The sequence below is a fragment of the Tepidiphilus succinatimandens genome (assembly GCF_006503695.1).
GTDB lineage: Bacteria > Pseudomonadota > Gammaproteobacteria > Burkholderiales > Rhodocyclaceae > Tepidiphilus > Tepidiphilus succinatimandens.
This window is the reverse complement of the sequence record NZ_SBIK01000004.1, coordinates 92,708-110,035: the sequence shown is the minus strand read 5'-3', so window position 1 is coordinate 110,035 and position 17,328 is coordinate 92,708. Positions and strand designations below refer to the sequence as shown.

At 67.7% G+C, this 17,328-nt stretch carries 11 protein-coding genes; 3 read left to right on the top strand and 8 right to left on the bottom strand.

Annotation, left to right across the window (positions count from 1 at the left end):
- Positions 1-41: 41 nt before the first annotated feature.
- Both EPD82_RS04085 and EPD82_RS04080 read left to right on the top strand, forming a co-directional pair.
- On the top strand, positions 42-914 hold the full coding sequence (locus EPD82_RS04085; protein WP_141055608.1) for a phosphate/phosphite/phosphonate ABC transporter substrate-binding protein: 873 nt from the start codon (positions 42-44) through the stop codon (positions 912-914).
- Entirely contained in the window at positions 911-2,908 is a 1,998-nt protein-coding gene (locus EPD82_RS04080) for a putative bifunctional diguanylate cyclase/phosphodiesterase (protein WP_141055606.1), read from the top strand. The genes EPD82_RS04085 and EPD82_RS04080 overlap by 4 nt, the downstream gene beginning before the upstream one ends.
- A gap of 17 nt (positions 2,909-2,925) precedes the next feature.
- Here the strand turns inward: EPD82_RS04080 and pdxH are convergent, their stop codons facing one another.
- The 6 genes from pdxH to argS form a co-directional block, all read right to left on the bottom strand.
- Positions 2,926-3,570: a pyridoxamine 5'-phosphate oxidase gene (gene pdxH, locus EPD82_RS04075; protein ID WP_055423129.1), complete on the bottom strand. Its 645-nt coding sequence runs from the start codon at positions 3,568-3,570 to the stop codon at positions 2,926-2,928.
- 11 nt (positions 3,571-3,581) lie between these two features.
- Positions 3,582-5,078: a YifB family Mg chelatase-like AAA ATPase gene (locus EPD82_RS04070; RefSeq protein ID WP_055423128.1), complete on the bottom strand. Its 1,497-nt coding sequence runs from the start codon at positions 5,076-5,078 to the stop codon at positions 3,582-3,584.
- The gene (gene tyrS / locus EPD82_RS04065) at positions 5,075-6,337 is read right to left on the bottom strand and encodes a tyrosine--tRNA ligase (protein WP_141055604.1); all 1,263 of its coding nucleotides are present in this window, start codon (positions 6,335-6,337) and stop codon (positions 5,075-5,077) included. The genes EPD82_RS04070 and tyrS overlap by 4 nt, the downstream gene beginning before the upstream one ends.
- A 101-nt stretch (positions 6,338-6,438) precedes the next feature.
- The gene (locus EPD82_RS04060; RefSeq protein WP_198288995.1) at positions 6,439-7,077 is read right to left on the bottom strand and encodes a thiol:disulfide interchange protein DsbA/DsbL; all 639 of its coding nucleotides are present in this window, start codon (positions 7,075-7,077) and stop codon (positions 6,439-6,441) included.
- Positions 7,078-7,092: 15 nt separating this feature from the next.
- Positions 7,093-7,710: an SPOR domain-containing protein gene (locus EPD82_RS04055; protein ID WP_082438364.1), complete on the bottom strand. Its 618-nt coding sequence runs from the start codon at positions 7,708-7,710 to the stop codon at positions 7,093-7,095.
- A gap of 7 nt (positions 7,711-7,717) precedes the next feature.
- Complete coding sequence (argS, locus tag EPD82_RS04050) at positions 7,718-9,502, bottom strand: arginine--tRNA ligase (RefSeq protein ID WP_141055682.1); 1,785 nt, start codon at positions 9,500-9,502, stop codon at positions 7,718-7,720.
- 108 nt (positions 9,503-9,610) lie between these two features.
- On the opposite strand from argS, the gene ubiB reads away from it, so the two are divergent.
- On the top strand, positions 9,611-11,137 hold the full coding sequence (gene ubiB, locus EPD82_RS04045; RefSeq protein ID WP_141055601.1) for a ubiquinone biosynthesis regulatory protein kinase UbiB: 1,527 nt from the start codon (positions 9,611-9,613) through the stop codon (positions 11,135-11,137).
- Between the two features lie 503 nt (positions 11,138-11,640).
- Here the strand turns inward: ubiB and atzF are convergent.
- Positions 11,641-13,443, bottom strand: a complete 1,803-nt coding sequence (atzF, locus tag EPD82_RS04040; protein WP_141055599.1) for an allophanate hydrolase — start codon at positions 13,441-13,443, stop codon at positions 11,641-11,643.
- A gap of 127 nt (positions 13,444-13,570) precedes the next feature.
- Positions 13,571-17,170, bottom strand: a complete 3,600-nt coding sequence (uca, locus tag EPD82_RS04035; RefSeq protein ID WP_141055597.1) for an urea carboxylase — start codon at positions 17,168-17,170, stop codon at positions 13,571-13,573.
- Between the last annotated feature and the right edge of the window lie 158 nt (positions 17,171-17,328).

Below are 17,328 nucleotides of genomic sequence, written 5' to 3'. Positions count from 1 at the left end.
CGGCTGGCGCGGCATGCCGGCGTCTTCTACAATGAGGCATCATGGAACCGCCCATCGACCCTTTTCGCCGGCGCACGCTGGGCCTGCTCGCCGCCGTGGCGCTGGGCGCGCTGGGCTGCGCGCGCGCCGAGGAAGCGCAACCCCTGCGCTTCGGCATCCAGCCCTTTCGCACGGCCGAGGTCCTGCTCACCTTGCACAAAGGGCTGCTCGATACCCTCGCCCAAGCGCTGGGTCGGCCGCTGCGTTTCTCCACCCGCCCCACCTACGATGCCTATACCAAGGCGTTGCTAGCCGGTGAATTCGATCTGGCCATCATGCCGCCGCATATCGCCGTCTGGCTCGCCGGGCGCGGCGACTGGGAGCTCGAAGCCAAGTACGAAGTGCGCATGTCGGCGATCCTCGTGGGGCGCAACGCCACGCCCGCGCCCGAAGCCGAGGCCCTGCGCGGGCGGCGCATCGCCCTGGGCGACCCGGACTCCATCGTCTCGCTCGTCGCCCGCGAAACCCTCGACCGTCTCGGACTCGTGCCGCAGCGCGACTTCACCCTCGTGCTCACCGCCTCACATGGCGCCTCGCTGCAGGTGCTCGCCAACGGCAGCGTCGATTACGCCATCGTCGCCAACACGGTCTATGGCCAGTTTCGCGCCAGGTACCCCTCGCTGCAGGCCGTCCCCTTCGGCCTGGACGTGCCGCACCTCATGGCCGCGGCCCGACGTGCCCTGCCCGAGGCGCTGCGCACGCGCTTTCGCGCCGCGCTCCTCTCGTTCCATGAAACCGAGGCGGGACGCCGCTTCTTCGCGGACACGGGTTACCGCCGCTTCGTCCCCATCACCGAAGCCGACTTCGCCGAGATGGCCCCTTTTCTGCCGGCCCTAGATCGACGGTATGGCTCCCCGCCGGAGCTTTCACGATGAACTGGTACCGCCACATCCCCTTCCGCCTCCAGATCCTGCTGGCTGCCGGCGCCGTACTGCTCCTCATCGTCGCCGGCTTCACCTACGCCCATTGGCGTGCGCTCGACGAGGCCCTGTCGCGCGCTGCCGAGCGGGAAGCGCAGCACTACACGCGCCAGCTCGACACCCTCGCCCGTCAGGCGTTGCTCACGCACGACTACGAGCAGTTGCAGGATCGGCTCGAAGCGCTCCTCGCCGGCGAGACCATCGCCTTCGCCGTCGTCCTCGACGAAGACGGCCAACCAGTGGCCACCTACGGCTGGCAAGATTCCACGCAAACCCTCCCTCCCCCAGGCGCGAAACTCGAATGGCAGGGGCAGCCTGTGCGCGTCTGGCACCACGCCATCGCCAGTACCCCGGAAGGAGAACCCATCTCGTTCGGCAGTCTCGTGCTGGGCATTTCGCTCGCGCCTCTCGAGACAGGCCGAGAGCGGCTCGTCCTCAGTACTGCCCTGCTCCTGCTCTTCTCCCTCGCCTTGGGTGGGCTGCTGCTCGACGGGGTTGCCCGGCGGCTCGCCCAGCGGCTCGCGGCGCTGGCCGAATTGAGTCGCACGCTCGCCGCGGGCGATCTCTCACGCCGCGCCGAGGCAAGCGGCAGCGACGAAGTGAGCGTGCTCGCGCAGAGCCTCAACGCGCTCGCCGACGCCGTGGCCGCAAGGATCGACGAGCTGCACCACCGCATCGAATACGACGCGCTCACCGGCCTGCACAGCCGAATCTACTTCGACGAAGCGCTCGGCAACCTCCTGCAACGCTACGAACCGGGACGAATCTGGGTGTGTGCCATCGATCTCGACCACTTCGCCGCCGTCAATGACAGCTGCGGCCACGAGGCGGGGGACCGTGTCCTGCGCGACGTCGCCCGCCTCATGGAAGAGATCATTCCCCCGCGCGTCGAACAGGCCGTGCTCGCGCACCACGATGCCGACGAATTCGCCGCCTGCTGGGTGGGGACGAGCGAGGATGCACCCAACGAGGCGCTCGCGCGCGAGATCGGCGCCAAGATCCTGGCCCACCCCATCACCGACAACGGCCTCAACCTGACGGTGGCCGCGAGCATCGGACTCGTACGCGCCGACCGCGTCCCTTCCACCGTCGCCGACCTGAAGATCGCCGCCGACATCGCCAGCTACGTCGCCAAGCAGCTCGGCGGCAACCGCGTCGTCAATTACCTCCCCACCCATCCCTGGGTGGAGCGGCGCCGCCGTGAGATCGAGCTGCTGCCGGTGCTCCTCAACGCCATCCGCACCGAGGCGTTCGAACCCTGGGTGCAGCGCATCGTTCCCGTGGGCGAAGGCCGGCTGCACGCCGAGATCCTCATGCGGCTGGTCACCGAGCGAGGGGAACGGCTCACGCCGGGCGTATTCCTCTCCGCCGCCGAACGCTTTCAGCTCATGCCGCGCATTGACCGCATCGTGGTGCGCAAGGTGATGGCAGACCTGGGGCGGCGGCTCGCCGAGAATCGCCCGTGGCCGGCCGACGTCATCAGCCTCAACGTCTCGGGGCAGACCTTGTCGGACGAAGGCTGGGTCGAGTATCTCGAAGCCCTGCTCCGCGAACATGGCATCCCGCCAGAGCGCCTGGTCTTCGAGATCACCGAGAGCACCGTGATCGAGCAGACCGAAGTGGCGGTGGCCTTCATCACGCGGATGCGCGGCCTGGGCGCGGCGATCGCGCTCGACGATTTCGGCTCGGGCACATCCTCCTTCGGCTATCTGCGCCGCTTCACCGCCGATTACCTCAAGGCCGACGGTCAGTTCGTGCGCCACGTGCACGAGCGGCGCGAAGACCGGGTGATCGTGCAGACCATGGTGAGCCTGGCGCGGCTCATGCGCATGGCCACCATCGCCGAATTCGTGGAAAACGACGCCATCATCGAAACGCTGCGCGAGCTGGGCGTGGACTATCTGCAGGGCTACGCGGTGCACAAACCCCAGCCGCTCTCCGAGCTCTGAAGGGCGGCGTGAATGACCTACGGCGCCAGACGCTGGCGAACCCACCCCCCGGCGCCGTCGGGGCGGTAGGCGATGCGATCGTGCAGGCGCGAGGGCCGTCCCTGCCAGAATTCCCAATACTCCGGAATCAGCCGAAAACCGCCCCAATGCGGCGGGCGCGGCGGATTGAGGCCGAACTTGAGCCCGTAGCGGGCGGCTCGCTCCACGATCTCGGTGCGCGAGGCGATCGGTTGGCTCTGTTCGCTCGCCCAGGCGCCGAGGCGAGCCGCCAGAGGGCGCTGGGCGAAGTAGGCGTCCGACTCCTCGGGCGAGACCTTCTCGACCCGACCCTCGATGCGCACCACCCGTTCCAGATCGGGCCAGAAGAACTGCAGGGCGGCGAAGGGATGGTGCTCCAGCTCGCGCCCCTTGCGGCTGAGATAGTTCGTGTACCACACGAGGCCGCGCTCGTCGGCCTCCTTGAGGAGCACGGGGCGCGTCGACGGGCGGCAGCGCTCATCTACCGTGGCCACGGTCATGGCATTCGGCTCCGGCACGCCGGCGTCGATCGCCTCCTCGAGCCAGGCGCGAAACTGCATCAAGGGATCCGGATGGATGCGATCCTCGTCGAGCGTATCGCGGTCGTGTTCGCGGCGCACGTGGCGCAGATCGATGCGCGTCATGGTGTTTCCCTTTAGAACGGCAGCCGGCGCAGCTGCACGGCCTCGGCCACGTGCACCGGCTCGATCGTCTCATGGCCCGCCAGGTCGGCGATGGTGCGCGCGAGCCGCAGGATGCGGTGGTAGGCCCGCGCCGAGAGATCGAGCCGCGCCATCGCCCGCCCGAGCAAGGCCAGCGCCGGCTCGCCCGCCCTGCCGTGCGTTTCCAGTTCGCTGCCGGAGAGGCGCGCATTCTCCTTGCCTTGGCGCGCCAGTTGCCGCTCACGCGCTGCGAGCACCCGAGCGCGCACTTGCGCCGAAGACTCCCCCGGCGCGGCCGCGGCGAGCGTCTCCGGCAGCAGGCGCGGCACTTCCACCCACAGGTCGATGCGGTCGAGCAGGGGCCCGGAGAGCTTGGCGTGGTAGCGCTCGATCTGCGCCGGCGTGCAGCGGCAGCGCCCGGACGGATCGCCCAGGTAGCCGCAGGGGCAAGGGTTCATCGCTGCCACCAGCTGGAAACGCGCCGGGTATTCCACCCGCTCCTTCACCCGCGCCACCGCCACCCGCCCCGTCTCGAGCGGCTCGCGCAACGCCTCCAGCACCCGGCGCTCGAATTCCGGCAATTCGTCGAGAAAGAGCACGCCGCCGTGCGCGAGCGAGATCTCGCCGGGGCGCACCGCCCCGCCGCCGCCCACGCCGCCCACGATGGCCGCGGGCGAGGCGCTGTGGTGCGGTGCGCGAAAGGGGCGCACGCGCCAGTGCTGCGGCGTAAAGCGCCCATCGCTCGACCACACCGCCGCGGTTTCGATCGCCTCTTCTTCCGTCATCGGCGGCAAGAGCCCCGGCAGGCGCTGCGCCAGCATCGACTTGCCCGTGCCCGGCGGCCCATAGAGGAGCAGGGAATGACCGCCGGCCGCGGCGATCTCCAGCGCCCGTCGCGCCCCTGCCTGCCCCTTGACTTCGGCAAGGTCCGGCCAGACAGGGCTTGCGGCCTCTTCCATCGGCGCAGGCGGCGCCGGCTCGCGCTCGCCGCGCAGCCAGGCGACGAGCTCGGCAAGCGACGCCACCGCCACCGTCTGCGCCCCCACGCGCAACGCCTCATGGGCGTTCGCCCGCGGCACCACCACGCGCCTTCCCTCGCGCCGCGCCGCCAGGGCCGCGGCAAGCACGCCGCGCACCGGCCGCACGCTCGCGTCCAGCCCCAGTTCGCCGTGGAATTCGTGATCGGCGAGCACCGACGGCGGCACCTGGCCGCTTGCCGCGAGCAGGCCCACGGCGATGGGCAGGTCGAAGCGTCCGCCGCTCTTGGGCAGATCGGCCGGGGCGAGATTGACCGTGATGCGCCGCGGCGGAAACTCCAGCCCGGCGGTGAGGATCGCCGCGCGCACCCGCTCCCGCGCCTCGCGCACCTCGGCATCGGGCAGACCCACCAGGTTGAACGCGGGCAGCCCATTGGCCAGATGCACCTCCACCGCCACCCGCGCCGTGTCGACGCCGGTGGCCGCGCGCGTGAGCACCGTGGCGAGGTTCATCCCCAGACGATCAGGCAGTGGTTTTTCTTGCCGCGCTGCAGCACCGTGTAGCGTCCGAAGCGCCGGTCGGCGTCACCGATCACCGCGTCCAGCGCCGTGACCTTCACGCCATTGACCGCCACCGCGCCGCTGCTGATGAAGGTGCGCGCCTCGCTCTTCGACTTCGCCAGCCCCGCGGCCACCAGCGCATCCACCAGGCCGCTTTGCTCGCGCGACAGGGCCACGCTGGGCATGCCGTCCAGCGCAAGCTGCGCATAGTCTTCTTCCGTGAGCGCTTCGAGCGAGCCGGAGAAGAGCGCCGCGCTGATGCGCTCGGCCGCACGCAGGGCCTCGGGCCCGTGCACCAGCCGCGTCACTTCCTCGGCGAGCAGGCGCTGCGCCTGAGGCCGCTCGCGCTGCCGGTCCTCCTCCTCGATCGCCGCGATCGCCTCGACCGAAAGGAAGGTGAAGTAGCGCAGGAACTTGTAGACGTCGGCATCGGCCGTATTGAGCCAGAACTGATAGAACTTGTAGGGCGAGGTCTTGCGCGGGTCGAGCCACACCGCGCCGGATTCGGTCTTGCCGAACTTCGTGCCGTCGGCCTTGGTCACCAGCGGCAGCGTCAGTCCATAGACTTCGGCGCGGCACAGACGCCGCACCAGGTCGATGCCGGCGGTGATGTTGCCCCACTGATCCGAGCCGCCGATCTGCAAGAGGCAGCCGTGGCGGCGGTAGAGTTCGACGAAATCGTAGGCCTGCAGCAGGCTGTAGGCGAACTCGGTGAAGGAGATGCCCACCTCGTCGCGCGCCAGGCGCTGCTGCACCGCCTCCTTCTTGATCATGGCGTTCACCGAGAAGTGCTTGCCGACCTCGCGCAGGAAGTCGAGCACGTTCATGCGGCCGAACCAGTCGTAGTTGTTCGCCAGGATCGCGGGGTTGCCCCCCTCGAAGGAAAGGAAGGGCTCGAGCTGGTGCTGGATGCGCTCGCTCCACTGCGCCACCACGTCGAGCGAATTGAGCTTGCGTTCGTTGGCCTTGAAGCTCGGGTCGCCGATCATGCCGGTCGCCCCGCCCACCAGGGCGATCGGCCGGTGCCCCGCCTGCTGGAAGCGGCGCAGCACCAGCACCGGCACGAGGTGCCCCAGATGCAGGCTGTCGGCGGTAGGGTCGAAACCGCAGTAGAGCGTGATTTGGCCTTCCTGCAGGCGCTGCTGCAGCGCCGGGAAATCGGTCGTCTGCGCGATCAGGCCGCGCGCGCGCAAATCCTCCAATACGTCCATCCGTCTACGTCCTCGTCGCCGGCAGGACGATTCGCCCCGCCCCGTTCATGGGAAAGACCCGATTTTCCCACGAAAGCGCGGCGAAGGGCGAAACTTGCCCCTCAGCCGCGGCGCAGCTGGGCGATCAGCCGGTCGACTTCCTTGAGCGCCGCCTCGTGGCTGCCCGTGAGCGAGGCGGAAGTGAGGTAGCGCCCCCCTACTGCCAGGGTCGGCACCCCGTCGATTTTGTAGGCGCGGGCGCGCGCATCGGATTCCTTCACGCGCGTCTCCACGCCGAAAGAAGTCCAGGCGTCATAGACCGCCTTGCCGTCGCCGCCGTTTTCCTGCACCCAGGCGCGCGCGCCGTCGCGGTCGTAGACGAGACGACGCTCGTCCTGCACCGCCGCGAAGATCTTCGGATGCAGCGCCTCGAGCTGCCCCGTCGCCTCGAGCGAGAAATACAGCCGCGCCAGGCCCGCGAGCGCTCCCTGCCCCCAGATCACGGGCGAGCGATGAAACGCCACGTCTCCGCCCAAAGTCTTCTTCCATCCTTCCACCAGCGGATCGAGATGGCGGCAATGCGGGCAGCCGTAGTGGAAGAACTCGATCACCTCGATCTTGCCGGCAAGGGTGGGCTGAGCCGGGGAGAGCTCCACGAAGGTCTTGCCCTCCTGGGCCCGGGCGGCGCTGCCGACCCCGGCCAAGGCGAACAGGCCCAGAGCCTGCAGAAACCGCCTACGGTCGATACTTTCTTTCTTCATCGTCCTCGTCGCTCCTCATTTGACCAGCGTCGGGGCATAACCCGCCGCCAACAGCCGGGCCCGCGCCGCCTGCGCCTCATCCTGACTGCGGTAGGGGCCGGCGCGCACCCGGTAGAGCGTACGACCATCGGGCATCCTGGCCGGTTCCACCGTAGAGGTGATACCAGCCATCGCCAGCTCGGCGCGCACGCGACTCGCCTCTTTCTCGGTGGCGAAAGCCCCTATCTGCCAGTAGAGCCGCTCCGTGCCTTGCGGTTTCGGCGGCTCAGGCGCGATGGCGGCGACCTGCGGCGTCACCGGAGGCGTCGGCACCACGGTGGCCGGCTGCGGCGGCGTTTTGGTTTCGGCCGCCTTCGGCGGTTCGGCGGGTTTCTGGTTTTTCGCCTCGTTTCCGCCCCAACCCTCGGGCAAGACTTTGTAGAAATCGAACTTCGTCTCGGTCGGCGCCGTGCCCCCAGGCGATCCCTGGTTCTTGTCCGTCGGCGTCTGCGCCGGGAAAGGGGCATTGCGGGTGAACCACCACGCGATGCCGAAGGCGAGAATCGCACCCAGCGCCAAGCCGAGGAGGATGCCGAGCAGCGTCCCGCCCTCCTCTTTTCCTCCTCTACGGCGAAACCGCGGCATCCCCATCATCTTCCCCTCACATCGACTCCGGCGCCGAAACCCCCAGCAGCCCCAATCCCGTGGCGAGCACCGTCTTCACCGCCGCCGCGAGCGCCAACCGCGCCAGGCGCAGCGGCTCTTCTTCCACCAGGATGCGCTCGACGTTGTACCAGGCGTGGAAGTCGGCCGCCAGATCCTTCAGATAGAACGCGATGTGATGCGGCGCGCGCTCGGCGGCCGCCGCCTGCACCACTTCGGGGAAGGCCTGAAGGCGCACGCACAGCGCGAGCGCCGGCTCGCTCGTGAGCAGCGACGCGTCGGCCTCGCGCAGATCCTCCATCGCCCCGCCCCACTCGCGCAGCACCGAGCAGATGCGCGCGTGCGCATACTGGACGTAATAGACCGGGTTCTCGTTCGACTGCTTCTTGGCCAGATCGAGGTCGAAATCGAGGTGCTGGTCGCACTTGCGCAACACGTAGAAGAAGCGGCAGGCGTCGTTACCCACCTCGGCGCGCAACTGGCGCAGCGTGACGAACTCGCCGGCGCGCGTCGACATCGACACTTTCTCGCCATTGCGGTAGAGCACGGCGAACTGCACCAGCGCCACCTCGAACTTCTCCGGATCGAGCCCCAGCGCCTGGATCGCCGCGCGCACGCGCGGGATGTAGCCGTGGTGATCCGCCCCCCAGATGTCGATCATCAGATCGTAGCCGCGTTCGTACTTGTTCCAATGGTACGCGATGTCGGAGGCGAAATAGGTGTAACTACCGTTTTCACGGCGCACCACGCGATCCTTGTCGTCGCCGAAGTCGGTGGAGCGAAACCACCAGGCGCCGTCCTGCTCGTAGAGATAGCCGCGCTGCTTCAGGGTCTCCACCGCGCGCTCGACCATCCCCGTGTCGTAGAGGCTCTTCTCCGAGAACCAGCGGTCGAACCGCACCCCGAACTCGGCCAGATCGTCACGGCAGTCGCCCAACTGTTCGGCGAGCGCGAACTCGTGGATCCAGGCGTAATCCTCACCCAACAGGCACTTGGCGTTGGCGATGAGCTGATCGAGGTGCCGCTCGCGCTGCTCCACGGCCTGCGGGTCGGTGCGCTCGGGATCGGGTTCTCCCGGCGTACCCGCCAGCACGTCCTCGGCGCGCACCCTGGCGAAGCGATCGCCATGGCGCTCGGCAATGGTGGCTGCCATGTCGATGACGTAGCGCCCCTGATAGGCGTTGCTCGGGAAGGGGACGCGGATGCCGAAACGCTCGAGATAGCGCAGCCAGGTGGAGAGCGCGAGGATGTCCATCTGCCGGCCGGCGTCGTTCACGTAGTACTCGCGCTCGACGGTGTGGCCAGCAAAGGCGAGCACGTCCGAGAGCGCCGCCCCGTAGGCCGCCCCGCGCCCGTGGCCGACGTGCAGCGGCCCCGTGGGGTTGGCCGAGACGAATTCCACCAGGATGCGCCGCCCGGTGGATTCCCCCGCCCCGTAGCGCACCCCGCGCGCGAGCACCTGCGGCACCACCGCGTTCTTCGCCGCCGGCGCGAGCGTAAAATTGATGAAGCCAGGGCCCGCCACCTCCACCTTGGCCACCCAGGGATGCGGCGTGATCTCGCGGACGAGCTCCTGGGCGAGCTCGCGCGGATTGCGCTTGATCTGGCGGGCGAACTGCAAGGCAATGTTGCTTGCCCAGTCGCCGTGGCTCGCCGCTTTCGGGCGTTCGAGCGTGAGCGGCAGATGCGCGTATTGCGGCACGACCGCCATCAGCGCCTGGCGCAACAGCGCGGCGAGCAGCACCTTGGGGTCGGACACGGACAGGGAGGGATCTTGGCTCATCATGACTCGGTTCTGCGTTCGTCGAACTGCAATTATAGCCGTCCCGCCCGCCCCAAACGCGCCGATTTGCGCTAACCTTGGCCATTCCGCAACCCGTCGAATCCCACCGTGCGCCTGCTGCGACTGACCCGCATCTTCTGGATCGTCTATGCCTACTCGCTCGACGAGATCGTCGCCCAGGCCGACGCCTCGGGGCGCCTGACGCGCTGGTGGCGCCGGATCTTCTTCTGGCGGCGCAGCGCCGTGCCCCGCGGCGTGCGCCTGCGCCGGGCACTCGAATCGCTCGGGCCGATCTTCGTCAAGTTCGGCCAGATGCTCTCCACCCGGCGCGACCTCATCCCGCCGGACATCGCCGACGAGCTCGCGCTCTTGCAGGATCGCGTCCCCCCCTTCCCCAGCGAGCAGGCGCGGGCGCTGCTGGAAGCGCACTACGGCAAGCCGCTCGAATCCGTGTTCGCCCGCTTCGAGCGCGACCCCGTGGCCTCGGCCTCGGTGGCGCAGGTGCACTTCGCCGAACTCTTCGACGGCACGCAGGTGGCCGTCAAGATCCTGCGCCCGGGCATCGCCCCGGTGATCGAGCACGACCTCGCGCTCATGGACACCGCCGCGCGGCTCCTCGAAGCGCTGTGGCCCGAGAGCCGGCGGCTCAAGCCGCGCGAAGTGGTGGCGGAATTCGCCAAATCGCTGCACGACGAGCTCGACCTCATCCGCGAGGCAGCCAACTGCTCACAGCTGCGGCGCAACTTCGCCGGCAGCGACATGCTGCTCGTGCCCGAAGTCTATTGGGACTATTGCGGGCGCGAAGTGATGGTGATGCAGCGCATGGTCGGCACTCCCATCTCCCAGATCGAGACGCTGCGCGCCAAGGGGATCGACCTCAAGCGCCTCTCGGCCATGGGCGTGGAGATCTTCTTCACCCAGGTCTTCCGCGACGGCTTCTTCCACGCCGACATGCACCCCGGCAACATCCTCGTGGCCGACGACGGCCGCTACATCGCGCTCGATTTCGGCATCGTCGGCACGCTCTCCAACGAAGACAAGAACTACCTCGCGCAAAACTTTCTCGCCTTCTTCAAACGCGACTACCGGCGCGTGGCCATCGCCCACCTCGAAGCCGGCTGGGTGCCGCCGCACGTGCGCGTCGACGAATTCGAGGGCGCGATCCGCGCCGTGTGCGAACCCATCTTCGACCGCCCGCTCAAGGACATCTCCTTCGGCAAGACCTTGCTGCGGCTCTTCCAGACCGCCCGGCGCTTCGAGATGGAAGTGCAGCCCCAGCTGGTGCTGCTGCAAAAGACGCTGCTGAACATCGAAGGACTGGGCCGCCAGCTCGACCCCGAACTCGACCTGTGGCAGACCGCCAAGCCCTTCCTCGAACGCTGGATGAGCGAGCAGGTCGGCTGGCGCGCGCTACGCCGCCAGCTCGAAGAAGAAGCGCCGCAATGGGCGAAGATCCTGCCGCAGCTGCCGCGTCTCATCCACCGCGACCTCAGCGAACGCTTGGCCGAGCGCGAGCAGGAAAAACTGCGCCGCCGCCGCGCCGAACGCGAAGCGGCCAGCCGCCGCCGCGAGCGGCTCGTGTGGGTGCTGCTCTGGGCGGCGGCATTCGCGGCGGGGTGGTGGCTGAGGGGGTGACGCCTGCGATCCACGCGCGGTTTTGCAGATGGGCAAGGCGTGAAATTCGCTGCCTGTTCAGGAAAGCGGAAAAAAGTGAAGCCGCGCCAGACTTGGCCTTGCGTTGATCGACAGGGCTACCGGGTGCGCTACACCAGCGCCTCGAGCCTGGTTCAAGAGCTCCAGGCGGCCCAGTAGGCCTTGCGCGACCGGTTGGTGCATCACGCCACGCTGATGGAACTGAGCGGGGAGCGCTATCGCAAGCGTGATCAACGTCAACTACAAGGAGGAAAGACCGGGGCGTCGGACTGACGATAACTACTCCACCCAACCGGCCATTTTAATCGTCGCCGACCGGCCAAAGTAGTTGACATTGCATAAACGTCGAGTCTTCTTGGTCATGAACACCTCCATTGTTTCCATTATGAAGTTTATCGGCGTGTCCGCTCCTTCAGGTATTCCTGGCGGATGAGCCAGGGTGACGTCCTGTTCTTGCGGGCGATTAGGCACTGGTTCCTATATTTTCAGCCTCGGTTCTTCAGGTAGGCGCGCCAGCCGCCGAATGCGCTGATGTCCTGCGCGCCCTCCAGACCGTAGGGTTCGCAGATGAAGCCCGTCTCCCAGCGACCGTCGGCCAGTTGCACCTTGCCCAAGCCCAGCGGCGCGGGGATGCTGGTGAGGAAAGAACCGAACTCCGAACTCGGAATCTCCCAGACTTCCACCTCGATGGCCGCACCGCCCTCGGTGACTCGCACCATTCCCGGGCGCAGCGGCGGGCCGCCGGCCAAAGCATAGAGCCTGTAGTCTGGTGAGGTGCGGGTGGATTCGAGCAGGCGGCCACCGCGCTGCTTCAGCTGCCAATTCAGCGGCAGGCCGTCCAGGTGTGCGCCGCAGACCACCACCCGGGCGCGGTCGTTGTGTGCCGGAGTGGTCGGCGCCGGGCCGTCTAGGGCGTTTCCGCCGATCAGCGACAGCGCGGTCCGGCGCTGCAGGGCGTCGGCCAGGCTCAGCAGGTACTGATCGGTGAAAACCCGGCCGAACAGAGTCACGCCCCAGGGCAGGCCGTTGCCCATGAAGCCAGCCGGCACCGCCACCGCGGCGTAGTCCAGCATGTTCATAAAGTTGGTGTAGTAGCCCAGGTCCGAGTTGCGCTTGACTGGTTCGGCATGCAGCTCGTCCAGGGTTACCGGCCGCGGGTAGGGGGGGGTCAGAACGCAATCCACCTCGGCCATGATCCGATCGCAGATGGCCTTGAGCTGCTGCAGGCGGTACTGGGCGCGGAACAGCTGCACGGCGGTGATGCCGGGCGCCTTTTCCAGCACGGCCTTGATCACCGGCAGCACGGCGTCGGGCTGTTGTTCGATCAGATCGCCGACGACGCTATAGCGCTCGGCGACCCAGGGGCCTTCGTAGAGCAGGCGGGCAGCCTCGAGGAAGGGCTCGAAGTCGATCTCCACCGGCTCGCCGCCGACGGCTTTGAGCTGTTTGACGGTGGCGGCGAAGAGTGCGGGGCTTTCGGGGCAGCCGAGGAATTCTAGTTGTTTCGGCACGCCAAAGCGGAAGCTCGTCACCTGGCCGAAGGCCGAGCCGTCGTTCCACCCCGGATTGGCGCGGCTGTATTCATCACGCGGGTCGAGCCGGGCGGTCAGCGCCAGCAACTGGCTGGCCTCGGCGGCGGTAGCAGTGAAATAGGTGACGCAATCGAGCGTGCGGCATGCCGGAACCACACCGGCGGTGGAGATCAGGCCCTTGCTGGGCTTGAGCCCCACCAGGTTGTTCAGCGCCGCCGGCACCCGGCCGGAACCGGCAGTGTCGGTGCCCAGCGCGAAGCTCGCCACGCCCAACGCCACGGCCAGCGCCGAGCCGGCGCTGGAGCCGCCAGACGGATAGTCCGGATGCACGCTGTTGCGGCATTCGCCGTAGGGCGAACGGGTGCCGTTGAGGCCGGTGGCGAACTGATCGAGGTTGGTCTTGCCCAGAGGCACGGCGCCAAGGGCGATCAGCTGCTCGACGATGGTTGCACTGGTTTCCGGCGTATAGGCGAAGGCCGGGCAAGCAGCAGTGGTGGGGATGCCGGCCAGGTCGATGTTGTCCTTGATGGCGAAGGGGATGCCATATAGCGGCAGCTCGGCCGGCGACTTGCCGTCGAGCTCGGTGAGGTAGGGCTCCAGTTCCTGCAGTGTCAAGAGGCGGATGAACAAGTTGAATTCGGGGTTGAGGGCGGCGGCCTTGTCGTGCAGTTCGGCGAACAGCTGGCGCGGCGTGGTGTCACCAGCGGTGTAGGCGGCGCGCAGGGTGTCGAGGCGCAGGTCGAATGTGTTGTTCATGTTCGTGTCCTTCGTAGGGGAAAAACGGCGTAGCCTTTTCCTCAGTTGATGTTCAGGCCGGTCCTGCAGGCCGGTTGGTGGATCGGTGCAGCGTGATCCACCCTCCGGTTGTCCGACGCTATGAAGTTCAGGCTTCCTCGATCACCACCACGCGCTGGCCGGCGCGCACGGGGGAGCCGGGTTTCACGAGGACTTCCTTCACCACCCCGCCGACCGGCGCGGTGAGGGTAATTTCCATCTTCATGCTCTCGAGGATCACCAGCACGTCGCCGGCCGCGACCGTCGCGCCCGGTTCCACCTGCACTTGCCAGAGGTTGCCGGCGATGGGGCTCTCGATGCCGTGCTCGCCGGCGCTCAGCGGCGCATCCTCGCCGAGGTCGGCGGCGACCTCCTCGCTCTCGAAATGCGCCTGACCGGATTCGATCCAGCGCTGGCGTTCGGCGTTGAAGGCGGCGCGTTGCTGCTGGCGGAAGGCATCGATGCCCTCGGCCTCGCGGTCGAGAAACGCCTGGTAGTCGGACAGCCGCAGCTCGGTCTCTTCGATCTTCAACGGATAGCGGCCCAGCGGGAAGTCGCGACGGATCTTCAGCAGTTCGTCCGCCGAGACCGGGTAGAAGTGGATCTGGTCGAAAAAGCGCAAGAGCCATGGTTGGCCACCGAAGGCTTTCACCTCGCGGTAGCGGTTCCACATCTGCAGGGTGCGACCGACCAACTGGTAGCCGCCTGGGCCTTCCATGCCGTAGATGCACATGTAGGCACCGCCGATGCCTACGGAGTTTTCTGCGGTCCAGGTGCGCGCCGGGTTGTACTTGGTGGTCACCAGCCGGTGGCGCGGGTCCAGCGGGGTGGCCACCGGCGCGCCGAGGTAGACGTCGCCCAAGCCCATCACCAGGTAGCTAGCCTCGAAGACGGTGCGGTACACGGCCTCGAGGTTCGGCAGGCCGTTGATGCGGCGGATGAACTCCAGATTGCTTGGGCACCAGGGGGCGTCCTTGCGCACCGTGGTCATGTACTTCTCGATTGCCAGTTGGCACGCCGGATCGTCCCAGGACAGCGGCAGGTGGACGATGCGCGACGGCACCTTCAGGTCTTGCGCCGAGCACACCGAGTCCCACAGGCCGGCGACGATGTCGAGCAGCGTCTGCAGCGGCAGGGTTTCCGGCTGGTAGTGGACCTGCAGGGAGCGGATGCCGGGGGTGAGGTCGATCACGCCGGCGAGGTTCTTCGCTTCCAGCGCCTGCATCAGGGCATGGCCACGAAAGCGCAGCACCAAGTCGAGTTCCGGCTGGCCTATTTCCAGCAGTAGGTAGGTGTCGCCGGAGAGGCGCGCGGTCAGGCGCTTGTCTTGACTGCCGATGTCCAGCACCACCGGCGACTCCAGCGGGATCGGCCACCAGTCGACGGCGACCGGGGCCAGAGTCGCGATTTCCGCCTGGCGGGCCTTGGCCAGGGCGCGGGCGGTGTCGACGTCGACCGGCACGAAACGCACCTTGTCGCCGGCCTTGAGCTGGCCGAGCTGCCAGAGGTCGGCCTCGATCACCGTCACCGGGCAGACGAAGCCGCCGAGGCTCGGGCCGTCCGGGCCGAGGATCACTGGCATGTCGCCGGTGAAGTTCACCGCGCCAATGGCGTATGGGTTGTCGTGGATGTTCGACGGGTGCAGGCCGGCTTCTCCGCCGCTCTCGCGCACCCACTCGGGTTTCGGGCCGATCAAGCGCACGCCGGTGCGGCTGGAGTTGAAGTGCACTTCCCAGTCGGTGGCGAAGAAGCGGTCGATGTAGGCCGGGGTGAAATATTCCGGCGCGCCGTGCGGGCCATAGATTACCCGCAGGGTGCGCACGGCCGGCAGCGGCGCACACAGTTCGACGTCTAGCGCGGCACCTGCGGAGACGTCGGCCAGCGGGGCGAGGTGCAGCACGTCGCCAGCGCGCAGGGCGCGGCCGCTGTGGCCACCGAACTGACCGAGGGTGAAGGTGCTCTTGCTGCCGAGATAGTCCGGCACCAGCAGGCCGCCGCGCACGGCGAGATAGCTGCGTGCACCGGCACCGGTGATGGTGCCTAGGCTGAGGGTGGCGCCGGCCGGGACGAACAGCGCGGTGTTCATCGGCTGTGTGACCCCGTCCAGGGCAATGGGGATGTCGGCGCCGGTCACCGCCACTACGGCGTCGGCGTTGAAGCGCAGGATCGGCCCGTTCATGGTGATTTCCAGGCCAGCGGCACCTTCCGGGTTGCCGAGCAGGCGGTTGCCCAGACGCAAGGCGCGATCGTCCATCGGTCCCGACGGCGGCACGCCTACCGCCCAGTAGCCCAGGCGACCGGGGTAGTCCTGCACCGTGGTCTGGGTGCCGGCGGAGAGTACCTCGACGGTGTCGGCTCGGTAGGCGAGGCCATCCAGGCAGCGGGTCCAGGGATTGCCGCTGGCGAAGGGGGTGAAGGCAAGGATCTGGCGCAGGTAATCACGGTTGGTTTCCACGCCGTAGAGCAGGGTGTCGCCGAGGGCGGCATCCAGCGCGACGCGGGCTTCTTCGCGGCTCGGCGACCAGGTGATGACCTTGGCGATCATCGGGTCGAAATATGGCGGAATCTCGCAGCCGGCTTCCACCCAGGTGTCGATGCGCAGGTGCTTGCCGTCGGCCTCGGGGAAGTCGACGACGGTGAGCTGGCCAGGGCTGGGTTGGAAATCGCGGCCCGGGTCCTCGGCGTACAAGCGCGCCTGGATGGCATGGCCCCTAGGCTCTAGCCCCCGGATCAGTTCGACCAGCGGCGGCAGGTCGCCAGCGGCCAGCTCGATCATCCAGCGCACCAGATCGACGCCCCAGACCTGCTCGGTGACGCCGTGCTCCACCTGCAGACGGGTGTTCACCTCAAGGAAGTAGAAGCGCTGGGCTTCGACGTCGTAGACGAACTCAACGGTGCCGGCGCTGCGATAGCTGACCGCCTTGGCCAGGGTGATCGCCGCCTCGCACAGCGCCTCGGCCATGCCGTCCGGCAGGTTCGGCGCCGGGGTTTCCTCCAGCACCTTCTGGTTGCGCCGCTGCACCGAGCAGTCGCGCACGCCAAGGGCGATCACCTCGCCCTTGCCGTCACCGAACACCTGGACTTCCAAGTGGCGGGCGCGCTGGATGTACTTCTCGATGAACACGCCCGAGTCACTGAAATTGTTCTGCCCCAGACGCTTGACCGCCTCGAAGGCGTCCGACAGATCGGCGGCCGAACGACATACGCGCATGCCGATGCCACCGCCGCCGGCGGTGCTCTTCAGCATCACAGGATAGCCGACCTGTTCTGCGGCGGTCAGCGCCGCGTCGAGGCTTTCCAGTAGTTCTGTGCCTTCTAGCATCGGCACGCCGTGCCGCTTGGCCAGGGCGCGGGCAGTGTGCTTGAGGCCGAACACCCGCAGCTGTTCGGGCGTCGGACCGACGAAGGAGATGCCGGCGGTCTCGCAAGCCTCGGCGAAGGCAGCGTTCTCGGAGAGGAAGCCGTAGCCCGGGTGGATGGCTTGGGCGCCGCTCTGCCGGGCGATGTCGAGAATCTTGTCCACTACCAGGTAGGTATTGGCGGCGGGACCTTCGCCGAGACTAAAGGCTTCGTCGGCCTGCTGGACATGCAGGCTGGCGGCGTCGGCCTCGGAGTAAACGGCCACGCTCGCCACGTTCATGGCGCGCAGGGTACGTAGGATGCGGCAGGCGATGGCGCCGCGGTTGGCAATCAGCAGTTTGGCGAACATGCGAGGACTCATCGAAGGGTGGCGGGTCGTCCCGCCGTCATTCGGTCAGCACCACGGTCGTCCGTGGTCGAAATCCCTCAGGGGAAAGGATGCTCCGTTTCCTGCCCTACGGCTGCCGGGGACAGCCCAGGCTGGATGACCGTGCAGCGTCATCCACC